This is a genomic window from Delftia sp. ASV31 (genome assembly GCF_016428765.1).
In the GTDB taxonomy this organism is placed as follows: Bacteria; Pseudomonadota; Gammaproteobacteria; order Burkholderiales; family Burkholderiaceae_C; genus Comamonas; species Comamonas acidovorans.
The window spans coordinates 1-18,387 of the sequence record NZ_JAELTK010000017.1; the positions used below are offsets into that span (position 1 = coordinate 1).

The window sequence follows — 18,387 nt, forward strand, 5'->3', positions numbered from 1 at the left end:
TCCTGGTGCGCCACGGCGGCACGGCCATCCTGTCGGAAACGCCCGAGATCCATGGCGTGGAATTCATGCTCACGCGCCGCGCCATCACGCCTGCCGTGGGGCAGAAGCTGCTGGACCGCCTGGCCTGGTGGGAGCGCTACGCGGCCGGCCAGAACGCGCAGTTCAACGGCGTGGTCGGCCACGGCAACCAGGCCGGCGGCCTGGCCAACATCTTCGAGAAATCGCTGGGCTCGGCCATGAAGGGCGGCACCACGCCGCTGCGCGCCGTCTACGAATACGCCGAGCCCATCACCGAGCCGGGCTTCGTCTTCATGGATTCTCCGGGCTACGACCCGGTGGCCTCCACGGGCCAGATTGCCAGCGGCGCGCACCTGATCTGCTTCACCACGGGGCGCGGCTCCATGTTCGGCAGCAAGCCCGCGCCCACCATCAAGCTGGCCAGCAACACGCCCATGTACCGCCGCCTGGAGGAAGACATGGACATCAACTGCGGCTTGATCGTGGACGGCGAATGCGGCGTGCCCGAGATGGGGCAGCGCATCTTCGCGCAGATCCTGCGGCACGCCAGCGGCGAGCCCACCAAGAGCGAGGCCCTGGGCCTGGGCGACCATGAGTTCGTGCCCTGGCACCTGGGCATCGTGAGCTGAGCCGCCCCTTACAACACCTGCATCCACCGATCCCATGCCACTGACCCTGACCCGCCCCGAGCTGCTGCGCAGCGCCAACTTCATCGCCGGCCAATGGACGACCGCGACTGCGACTGAGACGGCCACGCCCGCCGCACCTGCCCCACGCCTGGCCGTGACCGACCCCGCCACGGGCGCACTGATCACCGAGGTGCCCGACTCCGGCGCCGCCGAGGCCCGCGCCGCGCTGGACGCCGCGCATGCCGCCTTCCCCGCCTGGCGCAGGACGCCCGCCAAACAGCGCGCCGCCATCATCAAGCGCTGGAACGACCTGGTGCTGGCCCACCAGGACGACCTGGGCCGCCTCATCAGCCGCGAGCAGGGCAAGCCCCTGGTCGAGGGCAAGGGCGAGGTCGCCTACGCGGCCAGCTACATCGAATGGTTTGCCGAAGAGGCCACGCGCATGAACGGCGAGATCATTCCCGCGCCCGTGCCTGGCCGGCGCATGTTTGCGCTGCGCGAGCCCGTGGGCGTGGTGGCCGCCATCACGCCCTGGAATTTTCCGGCCGCCATGATCGCCCGCAAGATCGCGCCCGCGCTGGCCGCCGGCTGCACCGTGGTCTGCAAGCCCGCGGAAGACACGCCGCTGACCTCGCTGGCCCTGGTGCTGCTGGCCCAGGAGGCGGGCGTGCCGGCCGGCGTGCTCAACATCGTCACGGCCTCGCGCGAGAAGACGCCCGAGGTGGTGGATGTCTGGCTGGACGATGCGCGCGTGCGCAAGATCACCTTCACGGGCTCCACGCCCGTGGGCAAGCACCTGGCGCGGCGCAGCGCCGACACGCTCAAGAAGCTCTCGCTGGAGCTGGGCGGCAATGCGCCCTTCATCGTCTTCGAGGACGCCGACATCGATGCCGCCGTCGACGGCTTCATGGCCGCCAAGTTCCGCAATGGCGGCCAGACCTGCGTGTGCCCCAACCGCGTCTTCGTGCACCGCAGCGTGCACGACGCGTTTGCACAGAAGCTGGCCGCGCGCGTGGCCGCGCTGCACGTGGGCCCGGCCAGCGACCCGGCCTCGCAGATCGGCCCCATGATCAATGCGCGCGCCGTGGAAAAGATCGAGCGCCATGTGCAGGACGCCGTGGCGCGCGGCGCCAGGGTGCTCACGGGCGGCAGGCGCCTGGATGCCCTGGGCGCCAACTACTACGCGCCCACCGTGCTCACGGGCGCCGATGCCTCCATGGCCTGCGCATGCGAGGAAACCTTCGGCCCCGTGGCGCCGCTCACCGTCTTCGACAGCGAGGACGAGGTCATCGCCGCAGCCAACGACACGCCCTTCGGCCTGGCCGCCTACTTCTACAGCAACGACGCACGCCGCATCTGGCGCATGGCCGATGCGTTGGAGACCGGCATCGTCGGCATCAACGAAGGCGCACTGGCTGCCGAGGCAGCGCCCTTCGGCGGAGTCAAGGAGTCGGGCTACGGCCGCGAGGGCTCTACCCACGGCCTGGACGACTACCTGCACACCAAGTACGTCTGCCAGGGCCTGCTGGACTGAATGTTTCCCTCAACGAAATCACCGGACACCATGCCAGCCCATAACCCCTTCAAGACCGCCCTGGCCGCAGGCCAGCCCCGCATCGGCCTGTGGCTGTCCATGGCCGACCCCTACCTGGCCGAGGCGGCCGCCACCTGCGGCTACGACTGGCTGCTGATCGACGGCGAGCACGCGCCCAACGACGTGCGCAGCACACTGGCCGCACTACAGGCCGTGGCCCCGCACCCGGCCCAGGCCGTGGTGCGCGTGGTCGAAGGCAGCACGGCCCTGATCAAGCAGATGCTGGACATAGGCGCCACCACCTTGCTCGTGCCCATGGTGGACACGGCCGAACAGGCGCGCGCCGTGGTGGCCGCCACGCGCTACCCGCCGCTGGGCGTGCGCGGCGTGGGCAGCGCCGTGGGCCGCGCCTCGCAATGGAGCGCACGCGCCGACTACCTGCAGGTGGCCGACGACGAGGTCTGCCTGCTGGTACAGGCCGAGACCGTGAGCGCCCTGCAGAACCTGCCGGCCATCTGCGCGGTGGATGGCGTGCACGGCGTCTTCATCGGCCCCGCCGACCTGGCCGCCTCCATGGGCCACCGCGGCAACCCCGGCCACCCCGAAGTGCAGGCAGCCATCGAAGCCGCCATGAAGACCATCATCGCCAGCGGCAAGGCGGCCGGCACCCTGACTTCGGACCCCGCCCTGGCCCGCCGCTACCTGGACCTGGGCTGCAGCTTTGTGGCCGTGGGCGTGGATGTGCTGCTGTTTGCGAATGCGGCGCGCAGGCTGCGGGGGCAGTTCGAGAACTCGCCATTGGCCCAGGCTGTGCCGCACCCCGGGGCCGCGTATTGAGAAGATGGGGCGGCACATGCGCGGGTCACTCGTCTATCATGATTTTCATGAATTCATCGTGATCCACGGGGCCTGAGCCATCCGAGTCAATCTCCGCAATCAGCTCGTCAAGCTCCTCCTCCGTGAGTTGGTCCCCTAAAACTTTCCTCAAGTCTGTAATAGGAGTGAAGGCAACGCCATTTTTGTCATAAAGACGGTACGCTTCCCGAAGATCTTTGGCGTCACCAGGAACGGGCAACACCATCATTGCACAAGCAAAAGGCAGAAATACCGTATATCTGACCTGTGCAACAATGCTTATTTCCCGCATCAAGGCAGCCCAGCCACCAATTGCTCCATTGGATTTATTCATGAAACACTCCATTCATTGAAAATATGAAAAGAGGCATATTCATTCAAGGCGCACACAGGTTCTGCACAAACGCATGCGTATCCTGCCCCGAGCCCGTCTCGCTGCCGCCCGTCAGATAGCAGCCATCCTGGCTGAGCGCAATGGCGCCGCTGTTCTTGCCACCCGGCAGCGTACCCAGGTCCACCGATCCTCCGGCCAGGGTCCACTTGAACGCATGGCGCGTACCGTCGCCCATCTCGCTGCTGCCCACCACATTGCCGTTGTCGCCTATGTCAGACACCGAGGCATGCATGCCACCGGTTGGCGCGGGGATGTCGGTGCGCACATTGGTCGTGGTGTCCCAGTGGAAGGGAACGGGGTCGCCGTTGGTGTTGCTGTACTTGCCGATGACCCGGCCATTGGCGTTCAGCGTCTTGGCACTGCTGCGCTGGGCGCCCGTGGACAAAACCAGCGGCGCCGAAGCCGGATTGCTCCACAGCACGGCATGACCGCCCTGTGCACCAAAATCACAATGGCCCAGGATGCGCGAGTTCACCACCTGGGAAGCGCGGCAGTGCAGCGCATCGGCAGGCAGCGGCAGCGCGGCGGAGGCGTAGGTTCCCAGCAGCCCCGGGGACCACAGCACGGGCTGGGGCCGGCCGCTGGAGCCGGGACAGTTGCCGACGATATTGGGCATCGTCGGATTCACGGAATGGTCGTCCACATCGGCGGGCACGCAGTTCGTGGCGACCAGGCCCAGCAGGCCGGCCGGCAGCGTGCGTGCCGTGGTTTCGTTGTTGCGCCACATCACCGGCAAGGCCGTGTTGTCGGCATTGAGGCTGACACCCGCGACCGCGCCACTCTGGCTGAGCGCGGTCACCTTGGTGCGCACGCCGCCCACAAGGGCCTGCAGGGCCTGGACGGTGGTGGGCGCCGTGGCATTCCAGACCACGCCAGTGGGCAGCGAATTGCTGTTCATGCACCACCCGACCAGACGGCCCACGTTGGTGATGGCGCCTGCCACGCAATTGCGACCATCGACCAGATGTGCCAGATCCACCGCGCTGCCGGGCGCCAGGGCAACAAATCCCGAGGCAGATCCATTGGCCTCTGCACAGGCGCCCACCACATATCCGGAATTATTGACATCCAGGCCTGCGCACTGCGGACCCGAGGCAGTCCCTATATCCTGCATGGGTCCTGCCTGAGCCATACTGGAGGCAAGCATCAAGCCGCCAGTCAAAACCAGAGGGAAATAAAATGCCGGAACAGTCATACGCATTCTCCTGCCAAAGAACCACAGTTTGACAACACGAATCGAACTTGTTTCTGACTGATGGATTGAAATCAGATGCTGAATATTGATATTCAATCACGCAGCGATCTCTGCGCACAAATATGTGATTGTTATTGATAAATCACAATTAATAGGAGGTCCGCACCATTTGCATGCTCAGCAATGGGGCGAGGCCCGCAAGGGGCCCCGCCGTGTGATTCACTCAAAGGAAAACAGGAAAAAGCGAAGGGAAAGACCTGCCCGCTCAGCCCAGCAGCAGCCAAGTCCCCAATCCTGCGGCGGCAGCCACAATCGCCACACGCCGCGCGAACTTCGGCGCATAGGTCAGCAGCAGGCCCAGGGCCAGGGCCGCAAAGGTCAGCAGGCCCAGCCAGGCGGCCAAGGCCACCGAGGCATTCCAGCGCAGCAGGCAAGGCGCCAGCGATAGGGCCAGCAGCGCGTAGCCGGCCAGCCGCCAGGCCTTCAGGCGCGCGGGCGCCAGGCCTTCGGTGCCCAGCTGGTCCTGGTGCCGGTCCATGGAAGCGGCGATGACGGCAAAGCCTGCAAAGGCCAGGCAAAGGGTGGCAAGAATCATCATGACGCGCGCTCCAGCGCGGGGGCATGGCTGGCGGCGCGGGCTTGCGTGCGGGGCACTGCAGCGGCTGCCGGCTTGCCGCGCAGCAGCCACCAGGCCACCACGCCGTGGATGGCGGCCAGGCCCAGCATCAGCAGCTCGAAGCTGGCGATGCTCCACTGCCCGTTGGCCAGGGTCTGCACCAGCGATGCGCCGCCCGTCAGCAGGTTGAGCAGGGGCAGCAGCGCATACAGCACGGCGGCCAGCGCCATCTGCTGCAGCCAGGCATTGCGGTGCGAGACCCGCAGCGGATGCAGCAGGCACAGCAGCCAGATGATGAAGAAGCCGTTGATTTCCCAGTCGGCACGCCCCTGCATGGGCACGGGCAGCAGGCGGTTGAGCCAGAAGAAGCCGGCCACGGCCACCGACAGGCCCGCGATGGAGCCCACGTTGAGCACCTCCACCAGACGGTGGCCGAAGGGCGTGCGGCCCAGCTTGCGGCGCTCGGGCATGCGCTTGACCACCCACAGCACCATGCCGGACGCGGCCATGAAGGTGCCGACCACGCCGCTGAGCAGCAGCAGCCAGCGCGTGGCCGGCTCGGCAAAGCGGCCCAGGTGCACGCCGGTGATCACGTTGCCGGTGGCGCGCACCCAGGAGATGGCGGGCGCCTCGGGGCTGGCCTGCAACTGGCCGGTCACGCCGTCGAAGCGCAGGGTCTCGGACTGGCCCCGGTTGATGAGGCTCATGCCGCCGCCTTCGCGCAGTTCGACCACCGCGCGCGAGGTGCCGGGCGCGGTGACGGTGATGCTGCCCACACCGTGCTCGGGCCAGCGGCGCGCGCCCTCGGCCATCATGGGCGCGATATCGGCCAGCGCGGCGGCCTGCCGCTCCTGCCCGGCGCCGCGCGCGCCAGGGCCCTGGTTGGCCGCCTGACCGCGCGCACCGCGCACATCGGCGAAGTAGGCATTGGTGTCGCCGTTGTAGGCCGCCTGTATGCCCCAGGGCATGAGCATGAACATCAGCAGCACCAGGCCGCTGAAGGTGATGACGATGTGAAACGGCAATGCCAGCACGGCCGTGGCGTTGTGCGCGTCCAGCCAGGAGCGCTGGCCCTTGCGCGGGCGGAAGGTGAAGAAGTCCGTGAAGATCTTCTTGTGCGTGATCACGCCCGTGATGATGGCCACGAACATCAGCATGGTGGCGAAGCCCACGATCCAGCGGCCCCAGATGCGCGGCATGGCGTGCAGCTCGAAGTGGAAGCGGTAGAAGAAGTTGCCGGCGCGTGTCTCGCGCGGCTCCAGCTTCTCGCCCGTGGCGGCGTCGATCTCGGCGCGCTTGGTGCCTGCGCGGCCCGTGGCGGCGCCGGGCTCGCGCCAGGATGCGGCCACCGCCACCTGGCGCGGGCCGGGCAGGCCCAGCGTCCAGGTCGTGGCCTCCGGCGCGATGCGCTGCATGGCGTCCAGTGCGCGCTGCGCGGTGTCGGCGTCCTGCACCGAGCCGTGCAGCTCGGGCCGCATCCAGTCGTTGATCTCGTCGCGGAAATAGCTCAGGGTGCCCGTGAAGAACACCGCGTAGAGCAGCCAGCCCAGCAGCAGGCCGCTCCAGGTGTGCAGCCAGGACATGGACTGGCGCAGTCCCTCGGGTTTGCCGTCTGCCCTCATGCGGCGGCTCCGTTCGACAGCATCCAGGCCAGAAGTCCCAGGCCCGCGCCCGGCAGGCCGATCACGGCCCAGGCGCGCCAGGCGCTGGCGCAGCCGAAGGCCCACATGGCCGCCACGGCGTAGATGATGAAGGCCAGCAGCGTCGAGCCCAGCGCCGCATCGGCCCGTTCCACGCCCAGCCAGACCATGGCGCGCGCGCCCGTGGCGGCGCAGGCGGCCGACAGCAGATAGCCGCCGCCGATCGCCGCCAAGGCGCGCGAGGCCACGGCCACGCGGTAGCGCAGCAAGGATGGAGAGGACCCTCCCGGGGTCGAGGCTTGCATGGGGATGACCTTTCTTGCGGATCGTTGCCCGTCATGGACGCCGCGGCCGCTGCAGACACCGCGCGCAGGCCCGGACGGACAAAGGCGCCACAACAGTTCAAGGTCTGTGCGGCGCCGGGCGTTGGCAGCGCGCCTGAAGCACGCCGCCTTTCAAAGAGCGGGAATGATAATGATTTTTATTACCCGAGTCATTTAAAGAAATGCAAAGCCGGCCTCCTGCCACCGGCCCCGGCCATCTCCCTGGCGCCTTTTCCCCTATCGCGCCCGCCCCGCCAGCCAGCGCCCGCCGAACTGGTTGATCACCATGCCCGCCAGCACGGCCAGCGTGCCCATCCACTGCATGAAGGTAGGCCGCTCGCCCAGCAGCAGCATGGCCGAGACCAGGCCCACCACGGGCACCATCAGAGACAGCGGCGCCACCGTGCCGGCCGCATAGCGCTGCAGCAGGCGCGTCCACAGGCCATAGCCCAGCAGCGTGGCCAGCAGCGCCAGGTACAGGATGGAGGCCACGGCGGTCAGGTCGATCCCCGCCAGTTGCTGCACGACCGTATCCGCGCCATCCGTCCAGACGGCCAGGGCCATCAGCGGCGCAATGGGAAAGATGCTGCTCCAGACGATGAAGGGGAAAGGCTCGTAGGGGCCGCTGCGCGCCGCATAGCGCGTGATCATGTTGGACACGGCCCACATGCAGGCTGCGCCCACGGTCAGCAAAAAGCCGGCCAGCGTCATGGCGTTGTCGCCCTCGCCATGGGCGCTGCCAATGGCAACCAGCCCGCCCAGCGACACCACCAGGCCCAGCCAATGCCACAGGCGCGCGGGCTCGCCCAGCAGGAAGGCGGCCAGCAGCAGCGTGACGAAGGCCTGCGTCTGCAGCACCACCGAGGCCATGCCGGCCGGCATGCCCAGCTTCAGGCCCAGGAACAGCATGCCGAACTGGCCCACGCCCTGCACCAGCCCATAGGCGGCCAGATAGCGCCAGCCCACCGACTTGGGCGGGCGCACGAACAGCAAAAAGGGCAGCGACGCCACCACGAAGCGCAGCGCGCTCAGCAGCATGGGCGACAGCGTCAGCAGACCGAACTTCATGGCCACGAAGTTGGTGCCCCAGATCAGGATGACCAGCAGCGCACGCGCCCAGTCGCCACGGCTCAGGTGCTGCGCGGTCATGCCCTGCCCTCGGTGCGGCAGGGCCTGCAATGGTCAGGGACAGCGGCCGGCAGCACCGGCAAGGAACAGGAAGAAGGCATGGCGGGCAATGGGCAAAAAGAAAAGGGGCGGATCACATCCGCCCCCGGCGTTTGTACCACCGCAGCCCGTGCGCTGCCGGGCGGCCGTGGCTCGGCCCTGCGTTTCAGTCCGCCGCGTAGTCGATGGGATCGTGGGCATGCTGGCGCCCCAGCGCGCCGGCCATGGCCAGGATGAAGGCCAGCCCGCGCCGCACATCGGGCTCGCGTGCCATGCGCATCAGGCCGATCAGGGTGGGCGTTTCCTCCATGGCCTGCACCTGGGCCGCCGCCATGCGTGCGGCATTGCCCGCGGCCCAGGCCCCGCCCACGCCATCCTCGAAGGCCTTGGCGACCTTCTCGACCATGTAGTCGTCTGCCATGTCCACCAGGTCCGCCGTGGCAGACAGCAGATCGACCACGCGGTTCAGGCGCCGGCCCGCCAGCAGCGGCTCCAGCTTGCCCACCAGCTCGGCCAGCCCCTGCAGCGCGGCGTCGTCCTGCAGCAGGCCGCCGGCGGCGGGCTGCGCCACGGGAATGTCGGAAGCGATGTTCATCTCGGTGCTCCTTGACTTCGTGCTTGGAATGACAATGCAAAGGCCCTGGCCTCAGACCAGGGCGCGGGCCACGGCCCAGTACATGCCGCGGTTGAAGCCCTTGCGCATCATCGAGCCGACCTTGGTCGGCGGCGTGGGCTTGACGTCGACCTGGTAGTCGTACCAAAGCGGCATGCCGCCGTCCAGGCCCATCTGGGCGATGGCCACCACGCGCCCGTCGTAGGCATCGCTGGTGCGGCCGAAGCGGATCTGCGAGGCGATGTTGTTCACCACCACGGGCGACTGGTTGTGGCAGGCGCCGCCGGCCTTGCTCACCGGCAGGTCCACCGTATCGCCCAGCACATAGACATGGCTCTGGCCCAGCACCTGCATGGTCTCGTGGTCGGTGGGCAGCCAGCCCTCGCCGTCCTGCGCCTGCGACAGGCCGCAGTCGCGCACGGCCTGCACGGCGCGTATGGGCGGCGTGGCCATGAGGATGTCGAAGTCCTCGGCCTGGCCCTCCTCCGAGTGGGCCACCTTGGCCTCGGGGTCCACGCGCGCCAACGTGAATCCGCGCTGGTGGCGAATGCCGCGCTGCTCGAACACCGTGGGCAGGATCTCGCAGGTGTCCTTCTGCAGGAACAGGCAGTTGCGCAGCAGCTGCGAGACCGTGGGATAGGTGTAGACGATCTCCACCTTGTCGCGCACGCCGCGCCGGCGCAGCAGGTCGTCCAGCATCAGCGTGGTCTCTATGGGCGCGATGCCGCACTGGTGCGGCACATTGGGCGTCTTGGGAAAGGTGACGGTGACGAAGATGCGGCCCTTTTCTATGCGCGCCAGCTTGTCGGCCAGCTGCCGCGCGGGCGCGTGCTGGTAGAAGTGGTCGCCGGCCTCGGCCAGGCCTTCGATGCGCTCGGGCGAGGGCACGCAGCCCGTGGAGATCACCAGATGGTCGTAGCCGAAGCGCTTGCCGCTCCTGCAGTGCACGGCCTGCAGCGCGAAGTCGAAGCGTTCCACCTCTTCCACCTGGAAGTCGATCTCGGGCCGCAGCAGGCCGCGCTGCCTGCGCCGCAACTCGTCGCGAAAGAAGGCATTGAAGGCCACGTACATGAAGGCCGGCTTGTAGTAGTGCCAGGGCGAGTTCGACAGCATGGTGATGCGCACCTTGCCCGTGACCACCTCCGGATACAGCTTGCTGACTAGGTGGTTGGCGGTCATGGTGCCGCCAATGCCCCCTCCGATGATCAAGATGTGATGCGCCATCCCTGCTACTCCTTGTGCTTTCGCCTCAGTGGAACAACCGCTGGCGCCGCACGGCGCCAGCGCCGGAAAATGCGCCGCTCAGTCAGGCTTGAGCGATCGCCACACCCCGTCCCAGAGCGCGTCGAACAGGGGCTCTATGGGCGTGTCGATGATGCCGTCCAGCCGCAGGCAGATCATGCGGATCGCGCTGCCATACATCAGGCTGGCCGCCACCATGGGCTCCATCTGGCGGATCTCGCCCTCGGTCATGCCGGCGAACACGAAGCCGCGCATGCGCACGAAGGCCGAGGCCGAGCAGATGGCCTGCTCGTCGGGCAGAAACTCGCGGTGGCGCGCATTGACCACGAAGCCCATGGCCTCGGGCTCGGCCTCGGCCAGCCCGAACAGCATGCGCAGCACCTCGCGGCAGCGCTGGGCGCTGCCCGCGTGCCGCTCCTCGATATCGTCGAGCAGCACATTCATGCGCGCCAGCAAATGCCGGTACAGCTCGCGCGCAATGCCTTCCTTGTCGGCAAAGTGGTTGTAGAAGAAACCGATGGACACGCCGGCCTCGGCGCACAGGTCCTGTATCGATGTATTGAAGAAGCCCCGCTCCACAAACAGCCTGAGCGCCACGCGCAGCGTCTGCACATGGCGCGATCCCGCATGGGGAAAGAAGGTCCAGGCCTCGTCTTGCATGGGAAATGATCGTAGAACGAATCTTCATTCTATTTTTGACCATGGCTTGCAAACCACAGCAGGGTTTTCCTGGACCTTGGCCTCAATCCATCAGCCGGAGTGCCTCGGCAAGCGACGCCACGTTGGCAATGCCCAGCTTTTCGTAGATGGAGCGGATCTGGTTGCGCACCGTGGCAGGAGCACGCTGGAGCTGGACCGCAATCTGCTTGTGCGTCAGGCCCCGGACCACAAGCCGGGCAACCGTGGCTTCGCGGGGGGACAGCCCGTCGGCTGCGCACCGGGGGCGCGCTCGCAACCACAGCAGGCCGTGCTGCGTGAACAGCGTGATGACCAGGGTGTGGGCCACCAGACGATGGGCGCCGCCCTGTGCCGCAGTCTGCACGGCCGCAGGCAGGCGAGGACCTTGCCAGCCCGGCCATTCGGCGCGCAAGGCGTGCTCGAAGACGACGTCCATGTGGTGGATGATGCCGCGCGGGTCCGCCAGTGCCGAGCCCAACGGATCACGGGCCAGGTCCAGCCGAAGCTGCCCCAGATGCGTGAGGCGGTTGAGTTCCAGCGCCTGCTGCACATGGGGCAGCAGCGCGGCCAGCAGTTGGCGCTCGCCCTCGGTGCAATGCGCATCCGTGCGGGCGCGAAACAGCGTGAGCCAGCGCGTGTAAAGAGTGGCCGGGTTCACCATCCCGCCGATGAAGAAGTGCGACTGCTCGAAGCGCCTGCCGTAGTCGCGCAGCGCCCCCTGGTGCCTGCCACCGAACCAGGTCCTCGCTTCGAAGGCCAGCGTCTCGCTGGGGTGCCTGGTGATGGCCTGCGCCGCCGTGTCCAGGTGCTTGACCTCTTCATAGGCCTGCAGCATTTCGGGCGGCTGCAGGTGAAGGTGGATGGTGTGGATATCGATGCCGGCCGTCGTCATGGTGGCCGAGCCCCACATGGCCGAGTCGAAGGGCAGCACGGGTTTGAGCAGGTCCAGCGCCTGGTCCTGGAAATGCTCGACAGGCTGCTCGTGCGATAGCCGGTAGAGGTTCAGCAGCAGGTGGTTGTATGCAGCGTCCATGGCGGCTTGCCTGCCTCTCTTCGATACGTTGAGAACAACTGCACAGGCGGGTGTTGCGCGTGCTGTGCCCTCTTGTCCCACCCCGGCAGCGCTTCAGGATAGTGCAATTGCATCATTTTGTTTGTTGCGTGTCACAAATAGAGTTGGCTTGCCACACACATTCCTGTACCGACACCATGCAAATTCACTCCCGTGCCTCCACCTCCTTTCCCGCCGTGCGCCCTATGCTGCTGTGCGGCCTTGTTGCCAGCCTCTACGCCTGTGGAGGAGGCAGCGGCGGCACCGACAGCGGCGGGGGCACCGGCGGCGGCACCGTGACACAGCCGGCCATCACGCTGTCAGGCACCGTCGCCATCGACCAGGCCGTGCGCAACGCTGCAGTCTGCGTGGATCTGAACGCCAATGCAGCCTGCGACACGGGCGAGCCCAGCGCAGCGGCCACCGGCAGCGACGGCAAGTTCAGCCTGACCTATCAACCCGGCGATGCGGCAGCCACCGCTGCCTTCAACCAGGCTCCCGTGCTGGCTCGCATCACACCCGAATCCGTGGACGCTGCGGACCCCACCAGCACCGCCACAGCCAAGGCGTTCGTGCTGTCTGCACCGGCTGGCAAATCCGCGCAGATCAATCCACTGACCAGCCTGGTGCAAAAGGCCATCGCGGCCGGCACGGCAAGGGAAGTGGCCGAGGCTGCAGTGGCCCGCCAGCTCGGCATCGACGCCGCCAGGATCTACGACTACCAGAGCGACGCGGCCTCCAGTACCGCCGTGCTTGCGGATACCGCGCGCACAGCCGCCAAGGTCACCGCCTACGCGCTTGAGTTGGGCGTGCCTATCCAGGTGACGGCACCTGGCGCAGCGGCCGTGGCATCGAACCAACTGGCGTTCCTGAACTACGGCAACGCGCAGAACTACTCCGTGCGTGAACGCAGGTCCGACGGCGTCGTCCAGGCAGACGGCTTTGCCCACCAGTTCGAGACACGCAGCGGAAAAACCAACGGTGCGCCCAGTACGCAGGAAGCGCTGTTCCCGTCCGTCACGCTCACCAGCACCGGCTGGACGCGCTGCGACACCTCCTTGCCGCGCCTGACGACGCAGGGCGTTCCCTCGCGCACACTGCTGTGCAACCAGTCCACCGCCTATCTGGGCTTTACCACCGCTTCGCAGGACGTCAGCGGCAAGCCCATGGCCGAAGTCATCACGCAATTGCGTGCCGGAGACACAACGCTGCAGGCCGAGGGCATCCGCCATGACCGCTCCATCGAAATGGACCCCGCCACGCTGGGCTCGGCCGTCTTTCCGCAGGGCGCACAGATGCGCACCGCACTGTCGGTGCAGTTGAGCCGATCACCAGCTTTCATCAACAACACGGCCACGGACCGCTTCGGCTTCGCCACGCTGGAAGCCATGATTGCCGGCCGCCCGGCCAGCGCGGTGAACCTGTCGACCCCAGCCACCGTGCGCGCCTCGACAGTCGGTGCGGCGGGGCCGGTCGATGCCAACCATGTGTTGCGCGTAGCCTTCATCGATGCGGCCAACGCCCAGTTCTACAGCTGTGAGTCCACCCCTCCGGCCTACAGCGATCTGGGCGCCTGCACCGTGCATTCGCAAAGCGCCTACACCCTCTCCACCTCCCAGGGCGTGCGCCTGCTGAGCTTTGCCGACTTCCCTGGCAAGACCTTCATGCAAGGCGTGACGCGGGGCTATACGGAATTCGACGGCAGCGTATTCGGCTATCGACTGCCTGCCGCCATTGCCAGTGAAGATCAGGCACTCAGCTATTCCACCCGCCTGAACGGCGTGGCCTGGATTGCCATGAAAACGGTTCTGGGCATTGAGTGAGCCTTGCAGCCGGGAGCGGGCATTTCAAGCAAGGGATGGGGCGAGGCATTCCACGCGGCGCCCCGCAGCCGCGTGGGACGGCATGCCGGGCATGCGTGCCTCAGCCCTGTCCTGCGGGACCGTAGAATCCGCGCGCAGCCATTGGAGACAGAGACAACAATGACGGGCTGCACACGAATCCGACCCAAAGGCCTTTTGCAAATGCAACTCCCCATCCACGTCATCGACGCATTCACATCGGAACGATTCAAGGGCAATCAGGCCGCCATCATTCCCCTGGATGCATGGCTTGCCGATTCCACGCTGCAGGCCATTGCCGCAGAGAACAATCTCTCGGAAACTTCGTTCCTGGTCTGGAGTGCCGATCGCGACGCCTTCGAGATCCGCTGGTTCTCCCCGCTCACGGAGATCGCGTTCTGCGGCCACGCCACGCTGGCAAGCGCCTTCGTGCTGTTCGAGGCCGACCCGGCGCTGCGCAGCATCACGTTCTGGGCCGCTGCCGTGGGCAAGGTCACCGCCACGCAGGAGGATGGCGGACGCATCGTCATGACCTTCCCGCGCCGCGATGCCAAGCCTGTGGATGAGGCGCCTGCCGCGCTGCGCGAAGGCCTCACGCCCGCACCCACGGCCTATCTTGTGAACCAGCAGGCCTACGTGGCGGTCTACGCCGCCGAGGCCGACGTGCTCACCGTCAAGCCGGATCTGGAACGCCTCAAATCGCTGGGCCCGCTGGACGTGGTGGTGACGGCGCCTGCGGATGCGGGCGCCTCGTATGACTTCGTCAGCCGCTACTTCTGGCCCGCCAATGGCGGCGAGGAAGATCCCGTCACCGGCTCCATCCATGCGGCGCTTGCGCCTTACTGGGCGGGCAGGCTGGGCAAGAACCGTCTGATCGGCCACCAGGCCTCGCGCCGCACGGGCACGCTGTTTTGCGAAGTGACCGATGCCAGCGTCGAGGTGGCCGGCCACTGTGCGCGTTACCTGACCGGAACGATCACCGTCTGATTGCGGGGGAAAGTTCGGCGCCGCCCACGACTCCCCCATTTCGCCCCGGCACGCAGGTACCATCCGCGCATGAGTACCCACTACGAATCCCTGTCGCAAGCCGACGCCTACCGCGACGCCTTCGACGTGGAAGCGCCCGCGGCCAGCGAGCGCAACATGACGCCGCGCAAGTCCGGCTTTTTCATCCGCAGCGTCGCCGTGGCTGCAGAGGCAGCCACTGAGCAGGCAGAACCTGCAGCTCCCGACACACCGCCTGCAGCACCCACCCCTGCCGCACGCGAGCTGGTTGCCGCCCAATGGGGCCTTGTGCCGCACTGGGTGAAGTCAGCTTCGGACGGCCGGCTGCGTGCGCTCAAGCTGGTGAATGCGCGCTCCGAAACGGTGTCCACGGCCCAGGCCTTCCGCGATGCCTGGCTCAATGGCCAGCGCTGCATCGTGCCCATGGCCGCCTTTTTCGAGGATGACTACCGCAACGGCAAGGCCCTGCCCACGCGCATCTCGCGCATCGACGGCAAGCCCATGGGCGTGGCCGGCGTGTGGGCGCAGTGGACGGGCCCGGACGGCGTGGTGCTGCTGAGCTACGCCCTGCTCACCGTCAACGCCAACAGCCATGCGCTGCTGCACCGCTACCAGCAGCCCGGCGCGGAAAAGCGCATGCCGGCGATTCTCAACGAAGGCGCCTACGACGCCTGGCTCAACGCGCGCGTGGAAAAGGCGCGCGAGTTCATGCGCCAGTACCCCTCCAACTGGCTCACCGCCAATCCGGTGGAGCGCAAGGCCGACAAGCGGCCTCCAGGCCTGATGGGCTGACGGGCTGACGGGCTGATGGGCTGGCGCATGGCCCTTGTCCCGCGCGCTACGGCGCCTTGGGCAACGCGTTGATGGAGCGCAGGATGTCGCGCGTGATGTCCTGGCGCTTGGGCAGGTCGGCCAGCCGGTGGGGCGTGTCCATGTTCATGGCGAAGAACACGGGGCCGGCCGGCCATTCCACCCAGCCCACCCACCAGCCGATACGGCCCGTCCAGCCGGTTTTGGCGCGCAGTATCCAGTCCGGGCCTGCCTCGTTGATCATCACGTCCTTCACCAGCCGCTGGTGTTCCACCGGCAATGGCAGCCGATTGCGGTACAGCCGCTGCAGGAAAGCCACCTGCTCCAGCGCCGAGATGGCCAGGTCGCCCTCCACCCAGAAAGGCGCCTCGCCCGTGGCCAGCGCATTGCCGTAGTCGATCTTGCGCATGTAGGCAGCCTCACGCGCGCTGCCAAGCTCCCTGGCAAAGCCTTCGTACACCCAGACGGTGGAGTTGCGCATGGCCGAGCGCAGGTCCTGATCGGCATTCCAGGCCGGCAACTGGCGCTTCACGCCATCCCAGGGAATGCGCTGGAATTCATCGCGCAGCAGCCCGGCGTCCAGCGCGAACAGGCTGTGCGGGATCTTGAAGGTGGAAGCGGGCGAGTAGCGCCGCGCCGCGCGGTCACGGTTGTGGACGTAGACGGCTTCGGCCTGGCCTCTGGCATCGACCACGACGATGCTGCCATCGACCTTGGCATCGGCAAAGAAGCGGTCCCACTCGGGCTTGTCCTGCAGTTCGGCAGCCGCCAGCGCCGCCTGTGACAGACAGGCGAGCAGCGCGGCGCACATCAGATTTCTTCGATTCATGCAGGCAGTTTAAGAGCTGCACCACCGCACGGCGATGGTGCACCGCCCGCCCGGCTGCCCTGTTTTGACTCGCGGTTTTCCCGTTTTGGTGTTCCGGCTGCATCGCGCGGGCCCCAAGGGCCCCGCGTGCGCTGGCACGACTTGTGCAAGGCCGCTGCAGGCCGGCCAACGCAGCCATGGCGGCAACGGCAGACGGCCCCATGACCACAACAAACAAGGGAGTCATTGCATGCACAGGTGCGCACGGGCATTGAGAACATTGGTGGCGGGAGGATGGGTCGCGGTCCTGGGTGCGGCGCAGACGGCGCAGGCGGCCGAGCAGGCGATCACCCGGCCGTCGCTGGCGGCGGTGGAATCCATCAGCGCCGTGGACACGGTCTGGCTGATGATGGCCACGGTGCTGGTGCTGCTGATGACGCTGCCCGGCATTGCGCTGTTCTATGCGGGCATGGTCCGCCGCAAGAATGTGCTCAACACCATGGCCAGCGTGGTGGCGATTGCCTGCCTGGTGAGCATTCTGTGGTTTGCACTGGGCTATTCGCTGGCCTTCACGCCCGGCAATGCGTGGATAGGTGGTGATTCGCGCGCCTGGTTCGCGGGGCTGGATTTCAACGCCGCCAAGGGCCTGGTGGCCGTGAGCCACCTGGCGCCGCATGTGCCCGAAGCGGCCTATGCCATGTTCCAGCTGGCCTTTGCCGTGATCACCGCCGCCTTGCTGGTGGGCGCCTGGGTGGAGCGCATGCGCTTCGGTGCCATGCTGATCTTTGTGGGCCTGTGGAGCCTGCTGGTGTATGCGCCGGTGGCGCACTGGGTGTGGGAGCCCGGGGGCTGGCTGGCGCGCATGGGCGCGCTGGACTTTGCCGGGGGCACCGTGGTGCATGTGAACGCGGGCGTGGCCGGCCTGGTCTGCGCCTGGTTCCTGCGGCCGCGCCGCGGCTACGGGCACGAGCCCTTCGAGCCCTACAACCTGGCCTTGACCATGATGGGCGCGGCCCTGCTGTGGATGGGCTGGTTCGGCTTCAACGCCGGCTCGTCGCTGGCCGGGGACAGCCGGGCGGCGCTGGCGCTGGCCGTCACCCACATTGCCGCCAGCGCGGGCGCCCTGGCCTGGTCGCTGGCCGAGTACGTGGTGCGCGGCAAGGCCACGCTGCTGGGGCTGTGCTCGGGGCTGGTCGGCGGCCTGGTGGCGATCACGCCGGCGGCCGGCTTCGTGACGCCGCTGTCGGCGCTGTGCATCGGCCTGATCGCCGGTGTCGCCTGCTACTGGGGCGCCACGGGCCTCAAGCGGCTGCTGGGCGCGGACGATTCGCTGGATGTGTTTGGCGTGCATGGCGTGGGCGGCATCGTGGGATCGCTGCTGACCGGCGTATTTGCCAGCCCGCAGATCGGCGGCGTGCAGGGCAGCGTTCTCACCCAGGCCGTGAGCGTGCTGGCCGTGGCCTTGTTCACGCTGGTGGCCACGGCGGTGCTGCTGTGGCTGCTGGACATGCTGATCGGCCTGCGCGTGGATGAGGAAAGCGAGCTGCAGGGACTGGACCTGGCGCTGCACCGCGAGCGCCTGAGTGGATGAACGGCCGGGCCGCAAAGCGGCCCGGCGCCCGATGATCGTCAAACCGAAGGAGTGCCCACTACATGCCCGAAAGCGAACTCCTGGCCATCGCCGCGCACCTGCATGTGCTGCTGCGCAGAAGCTGCGGCCGCGTGACCGATACCGAATGGCTGGCGGCCAATGCCGAGTACGCCGCCGAAATCATCCGCTTCGCCCGGGAGCAGGAAGGGACGCGCAGCACGCCCGAACTGGTGGACTGGACCCACCGCTTCGAAGCCGCCTGGAACGCCGCGCTGGCCGGGCCCGCCGAGCGCTCGCCGCTCATGCAGCGCGCCGGCGAGCTGATGCGCCAGCGCGCGGAAAACCGCAAGTACGTGGGCACGCTGCGCTAGTGTCTT

The 18,387-nt window shown here is 67.2% G+C and carries 18 protein-coding genes and 1 pseudogene; 8 read left to right on the forward strand and 11 right to left on the reverse strand.

Annotated elements, in window-relative coordinates; genetic code table 11:
- From JHD82_RS08515 to hpaI, 3 genes and pseudogenes are all read left to right on the forward strand, one after another.
- A pseudogene (locus JHD82_RS08515) lies at positions 1-647 on the forward strand (UxaA family hydrolase); the annotation flags it as partial.
- Between the two features lie 34 nt (positions 648-681).
- Positions 682-2,181, forward strand: a complete 1,500-nt coding sequence (locus JHD82_RS08520; RefSeq protein ID WP_199135978.1) for an NAD-dependent succinate-semialdehyde dehydrogenase — start codon at positions 682-684, stop codon at positions 2,179-2,181.
- 30 nt (positions 2,182-2,211) lie between these two features.
- Complete coding sequence (hpaI, locus tag JHD82_RS08525) at positions 2,212-3,018, forward strand: 4-hydroxy-2-oxoheptanedioate aldolase (protein WP_199135979.1); 807 nt, start codon at positions 2,212-2,214, stop codon at positions 3,016-3,018.
- 25 nt (positions 3,019-3,043) lie between these two features.
- Here the strand turns inward: hpaI and JHD82_RS08530 are convergent, their stop codons facing one another.
- From JHD82_RS08530 to JHD82_RS08575, 10 genes are all read right to left on the reverse strand, one after another.
- A complete protein-coding gene (locus JHD82_RS08530; protein WP_199135981.1) occupies positions 3,044-3,370 on the reverse strand; it encodes an EF-hand domain-containing protein in 327 nt (108 codons plus the stop codon).
- 43 nt (positions 3,371-3,413) lie between these two features.
- Positions 3,414-4,409 carry an HAF repeat-containing protein gene (locus JHD82_RS08535; RefSeq protein WP_307838083.1) on the reverse strand — a complete coding sequence of 332 codons (996 nt, stop codon included), beginning with the start codon at positions 4,407-4,409 and terminating at the stop codon, positions 3,414-3,416.
- Positions 4,410-4,890: 481 nt separating this feature from the next.
- A complete protein-coding gene (locus JHD82_RS08540; RefSeq protein WP_199135983.1) occupies positions 4,891-5,223 on the reverse strand; it encodes a DUF3325 domain-containing protein in 333 nt (110 codons plus the stop codon).
- A complete protein-coding gene (locus JHD82_RS08545) occupies positions 5,220-6,863 on the reverse strand; it encodes a PepSY domain-containing protein (RefSeq protein ID WP_199135985.1) in 1,644 nt (547 codons plus the stop codon). Before JHD82_RS08545 ends, JHD82_RS08540 begins: the two co-directional genes overlap by 4 nt.
- Entirely contained in the window at positions 6,860-7,186 is a 327-nt protein-coding gene (locus tag JHD82_RS08550) for a DUF3649 domain-containing protein (protein ID WP_012204261.1), read from the reverse strand. The genes JHD82_RS08545 and JHD82_RS08550 overlap by 4 nt, the downstream gene beginning before the upstream one ends.
- 255 nt (positions 7,187-7,441) lie before the next feature.
- A complete protein-coding gene (locus JHD82_RS08555) occupies positions 7,442-8,353 on the reverse strand; it encodes an O-acetylserine/cysteine exporter (protein ID WP_013803501.1) in 912 nt (303 codons plus the stop codon).
- 184 nt (positions 8,354-8,537) lie between these two features.
- On the reverse strand, positions 8,538-8,966 hold the full coding sequence (locus tag JHD82_RS08560) for a DUF1641 domain-containing protein (protein ID WP_099751647.1): 429 nt from the start codon (positions 8,964-8,966) through the stop codon (positions 8,538-8,540).
- Between the two features lie 51 nt (positions 8,967-9,017).
- Positions 9,018-10,208: an FAD/NAD(P)-binding oxidoreductase gene (locus JHD82_RS08565; protein ID WP_016449746.1), complete on the reverse strand. Its 1,191-nt coding sequence runs from the start codon at positions 10,206-10,208 to the stop codon at positions 9,018-9,020.
- A gap of 78 nt (positions 10,209-10,286) precedes the next feature.
- Positions 10,287-10,886, reverse strand: a complete 600-nt coding sequence (locus JHD82_RS08570) for a TetR/AcrR family transcriptional regulator (RefSeq protein WP_199135987.1) — start codon at positions 10,884-10,886, stop codon at positions 10,287-10,289.
- A gap of 82 nt (positions 10,887-10,968) precedes the next feature.
- Positions 10,969-11,937 carry a LuxR C-terminal-related transcriptional regulator gene (locus JHD82_RS08575; RefSeq protein WP_199135989.1) on the reverse strand — a complete coding sequence of 323 codons (969 nt, stop codon included), beginning with the start codon at positions 11,935-11,937 and terminating at the stop codon, positions 10,969-10,971.
- Positions 11,938-12,113: 176 nt separating this feature from the next.
- Here JHD82_RS08575 and JHD82_RS08580 point away from each other — a divergent pair, with 176 nt between their 5' ends.
- The 3 genes from JHD82_RS08580 (at position 12,114) to JHD82_RS08590 (ending at position 15,593) form a co-directional block, all read left to right on the forward strand.
- Positions 12,114-13,778 (forward strand): hypothetical protein, encoded by a 1,665-nt coding sequence (locus tag JHD82_RS08580; RefSeq protein WP_199135991.1) that lies wholly within the window; start codon positions 12,114-12,116, stop codon positions 13,776-13,778.
- 201 nt (positions 13,779-13,979) lie between these two features.
- Positions 13,980-14,783, forward strand: coding sequence for a PhzF family phenazine biosynthesis protein (locus tag JHD82_RS08585; RefSeq protein ID WP_199135993.1), 804 nt, complete (start codon positions 13,980-13,982; stop codon positions 14,781-14,783).
- 69 nt (positions 14,784-14,852) lie between these two features.
- Positions 14,853-15,593 (forward strand): SOS response-associated peptidase, encoded by a 741-nt coding sequence (locus JHD82_RS08590; RefSeq protein WP_199135995.1) that lies wholly within the window; start codon positions 14,853-14,855, stop codon positions 15,591-15,593.
- Between the two features lie 46 nt (positions 15,594-15,639).
- On the opposite strand, the gene blaOXA is transcribed toward JHD82_RS08590, so the two are convergent.
- Positions 15,640-16,440: a class D beta-lactamase gene (gene blaOXA, locus JHD82_RS08595; protein WP_269848135.1), complete on the reverse strand. Its 801-nt coding sequence runs from the start codon at positions 16,438-16,440 to the stop codon at positions 15,640-15,642.
- 229 nt (positions 16,441-16,669) lie between these two features.
- On the opposite strand from blaOXA, the gene JHD82_RS08600 reads away from it, so the two are divergent.
- Together JHD82_RS08600 and JHD82_RS08605 are read left to right on the forward strand one after the other, a co-directional pair.
- Entirely contained in the window at positions 16,670-18,010 is a 1,341-nt protein-coding gene (locus JHD82_RS08600; protein ID WP_199135997.1) for an ammonium transporter, read from the forward strand.
- A 62-nt stretch (positions 18,011-18,072) separates the two neighbouring features.
- Positions 18,073-18,381, forward strand: coding sequence for a hypothetical protein (locus JHD82_RS08605; RefSeq protein WP_012204250.1), 309 nt, complete (start codon positions 18,073-18,075; stop codon positions 18,379-18,381).
- Positions 18,382-18,387: the final 6 nt, after the last annotated feature.

Excerpts from the sequence above, each read along its gene's own strand:
- JHD82_RS08600 (WP_199135997.1), top strand. The coding sequence starts at position 16,670 with ATGCACAGGTGCGCACGGGCATTGAGAACATTGGTGGCGGGAGGATGG.
- JHD82_RS08545 (WP_199135985.1), bottom strand. The coding sequence starts at position 6,863 with ATGAGGGCAGACGGCAAACCCGAGGGACTGCGCCAGTCCATGTCCTGG.
- JHD82_RS08560 (WP_099751647.1), bottom strand. The coding sequence starts at position 8,966 with ATGAACATCGCTTCCGACATTCCCGTGGCGCAGCCCGCCGCCGGCGGC.
- JHD82_RS08570 (WP_199135987.1), bottom strand. The coding sequence starts at position 10,886 with ATGCAAGACGAGGCCTGGACCTTCTTTCCCCATGCGGGATCGCGCCAT.
- JHD82_RS08540 (WP_199135983.1), bottom strand. The coding sequence starts at position 5,223 with ATGATGATTCTTGCCACCCTTTGCCTGGCCTTTGCAGGCTTTGCCGTC.
- JHD82_RS08530 (WP_199135981.1), bottom strand. The coding sequence starts at position 3,370 with ATGAATAAATCCAATGGAGCAATTGGTGGCTGGGCTGCCTTGATGCGG.
- blaOXA (WP_269848135.1), bottom strand. The coding sequence starts at position 16,440 with ATGAATCGAAGAAATCTGATGTGCGCCGCGCTGCTCGCCTGTCTGTCA.
- JHD82_RS08555 (WP_013803501.1), bottom strand. The coding sequence starts at position 8,353 with ATGACCGCGCAGCACCTGAGCCGTGGCGACTGGGCGCGTGCGCTGCTG.
- JHD82_RS08585 (WP_199135993.1), top strand. The coding sequence starts at position 13,980 with ATGCAACTCCCCATCCACGTCATCGACGCATTCACATCGGAACGATTC.
- JHD82_RS08590 (WP_199135995.1), top strand. The coding sequence starts at position 14,853 with ATGAGTACCCACTACGAATCCCTGTCGCAAGCCGACGCCTACCGCGAC.
- JHD82_RS08575 (WP_199135989.1), bottom strand. The coding sequence starts at position 11,937 with ATGGACGCTGCATACAACCACCTGCTGCTGAACCTCTACCGGCTATCG.
- JHD82_RS08550 (WP_012204261.1), bottom strand. The coding sequence starts at position 7,186 with ATGCAAGCCTCGACCCCGGGAGGGTCCTCTCCATCCTTGCTGCGCTAC.
- JHD82_RS08520 (WP_199135978.1), top strand. The coding sequence starts at position 682 with ATGCCACTGACCCTGACCCGCCCCGAGCTGCTGCGCAGCGCCAACTTC.
- JHD82_RS08605 (WP_012204250.1), top strand. The coding sequence starts at position 18,073 with ATGCCCGAAAGCGAACTCCTGGCCATCGCCGCGCACCTGCATGTGCTG.
- hpaI (WP_199135979.1), top strand. The coding sequence starts at position 2,212 with ATGCCAGCCCATAACCCCTTCAAGACCGCCCTGGCCGCAGGCCAGCCC.
- JHD82_RS08565 (WP_016449746.1), bottom strand. The coding sequence starts at position 10,208 with ATGGCGCATCACATCTTGATCATCGGAGGGGGCATTGGCGGCACCATG.
- JHD82_RS08580 (WP_199135991.1), top strand. The coding sequence starts at position 12,114 with ATGCAAATTCACTCCCGTGCCTCCACCTCCTTTCCCGCCGTGCGCCCT.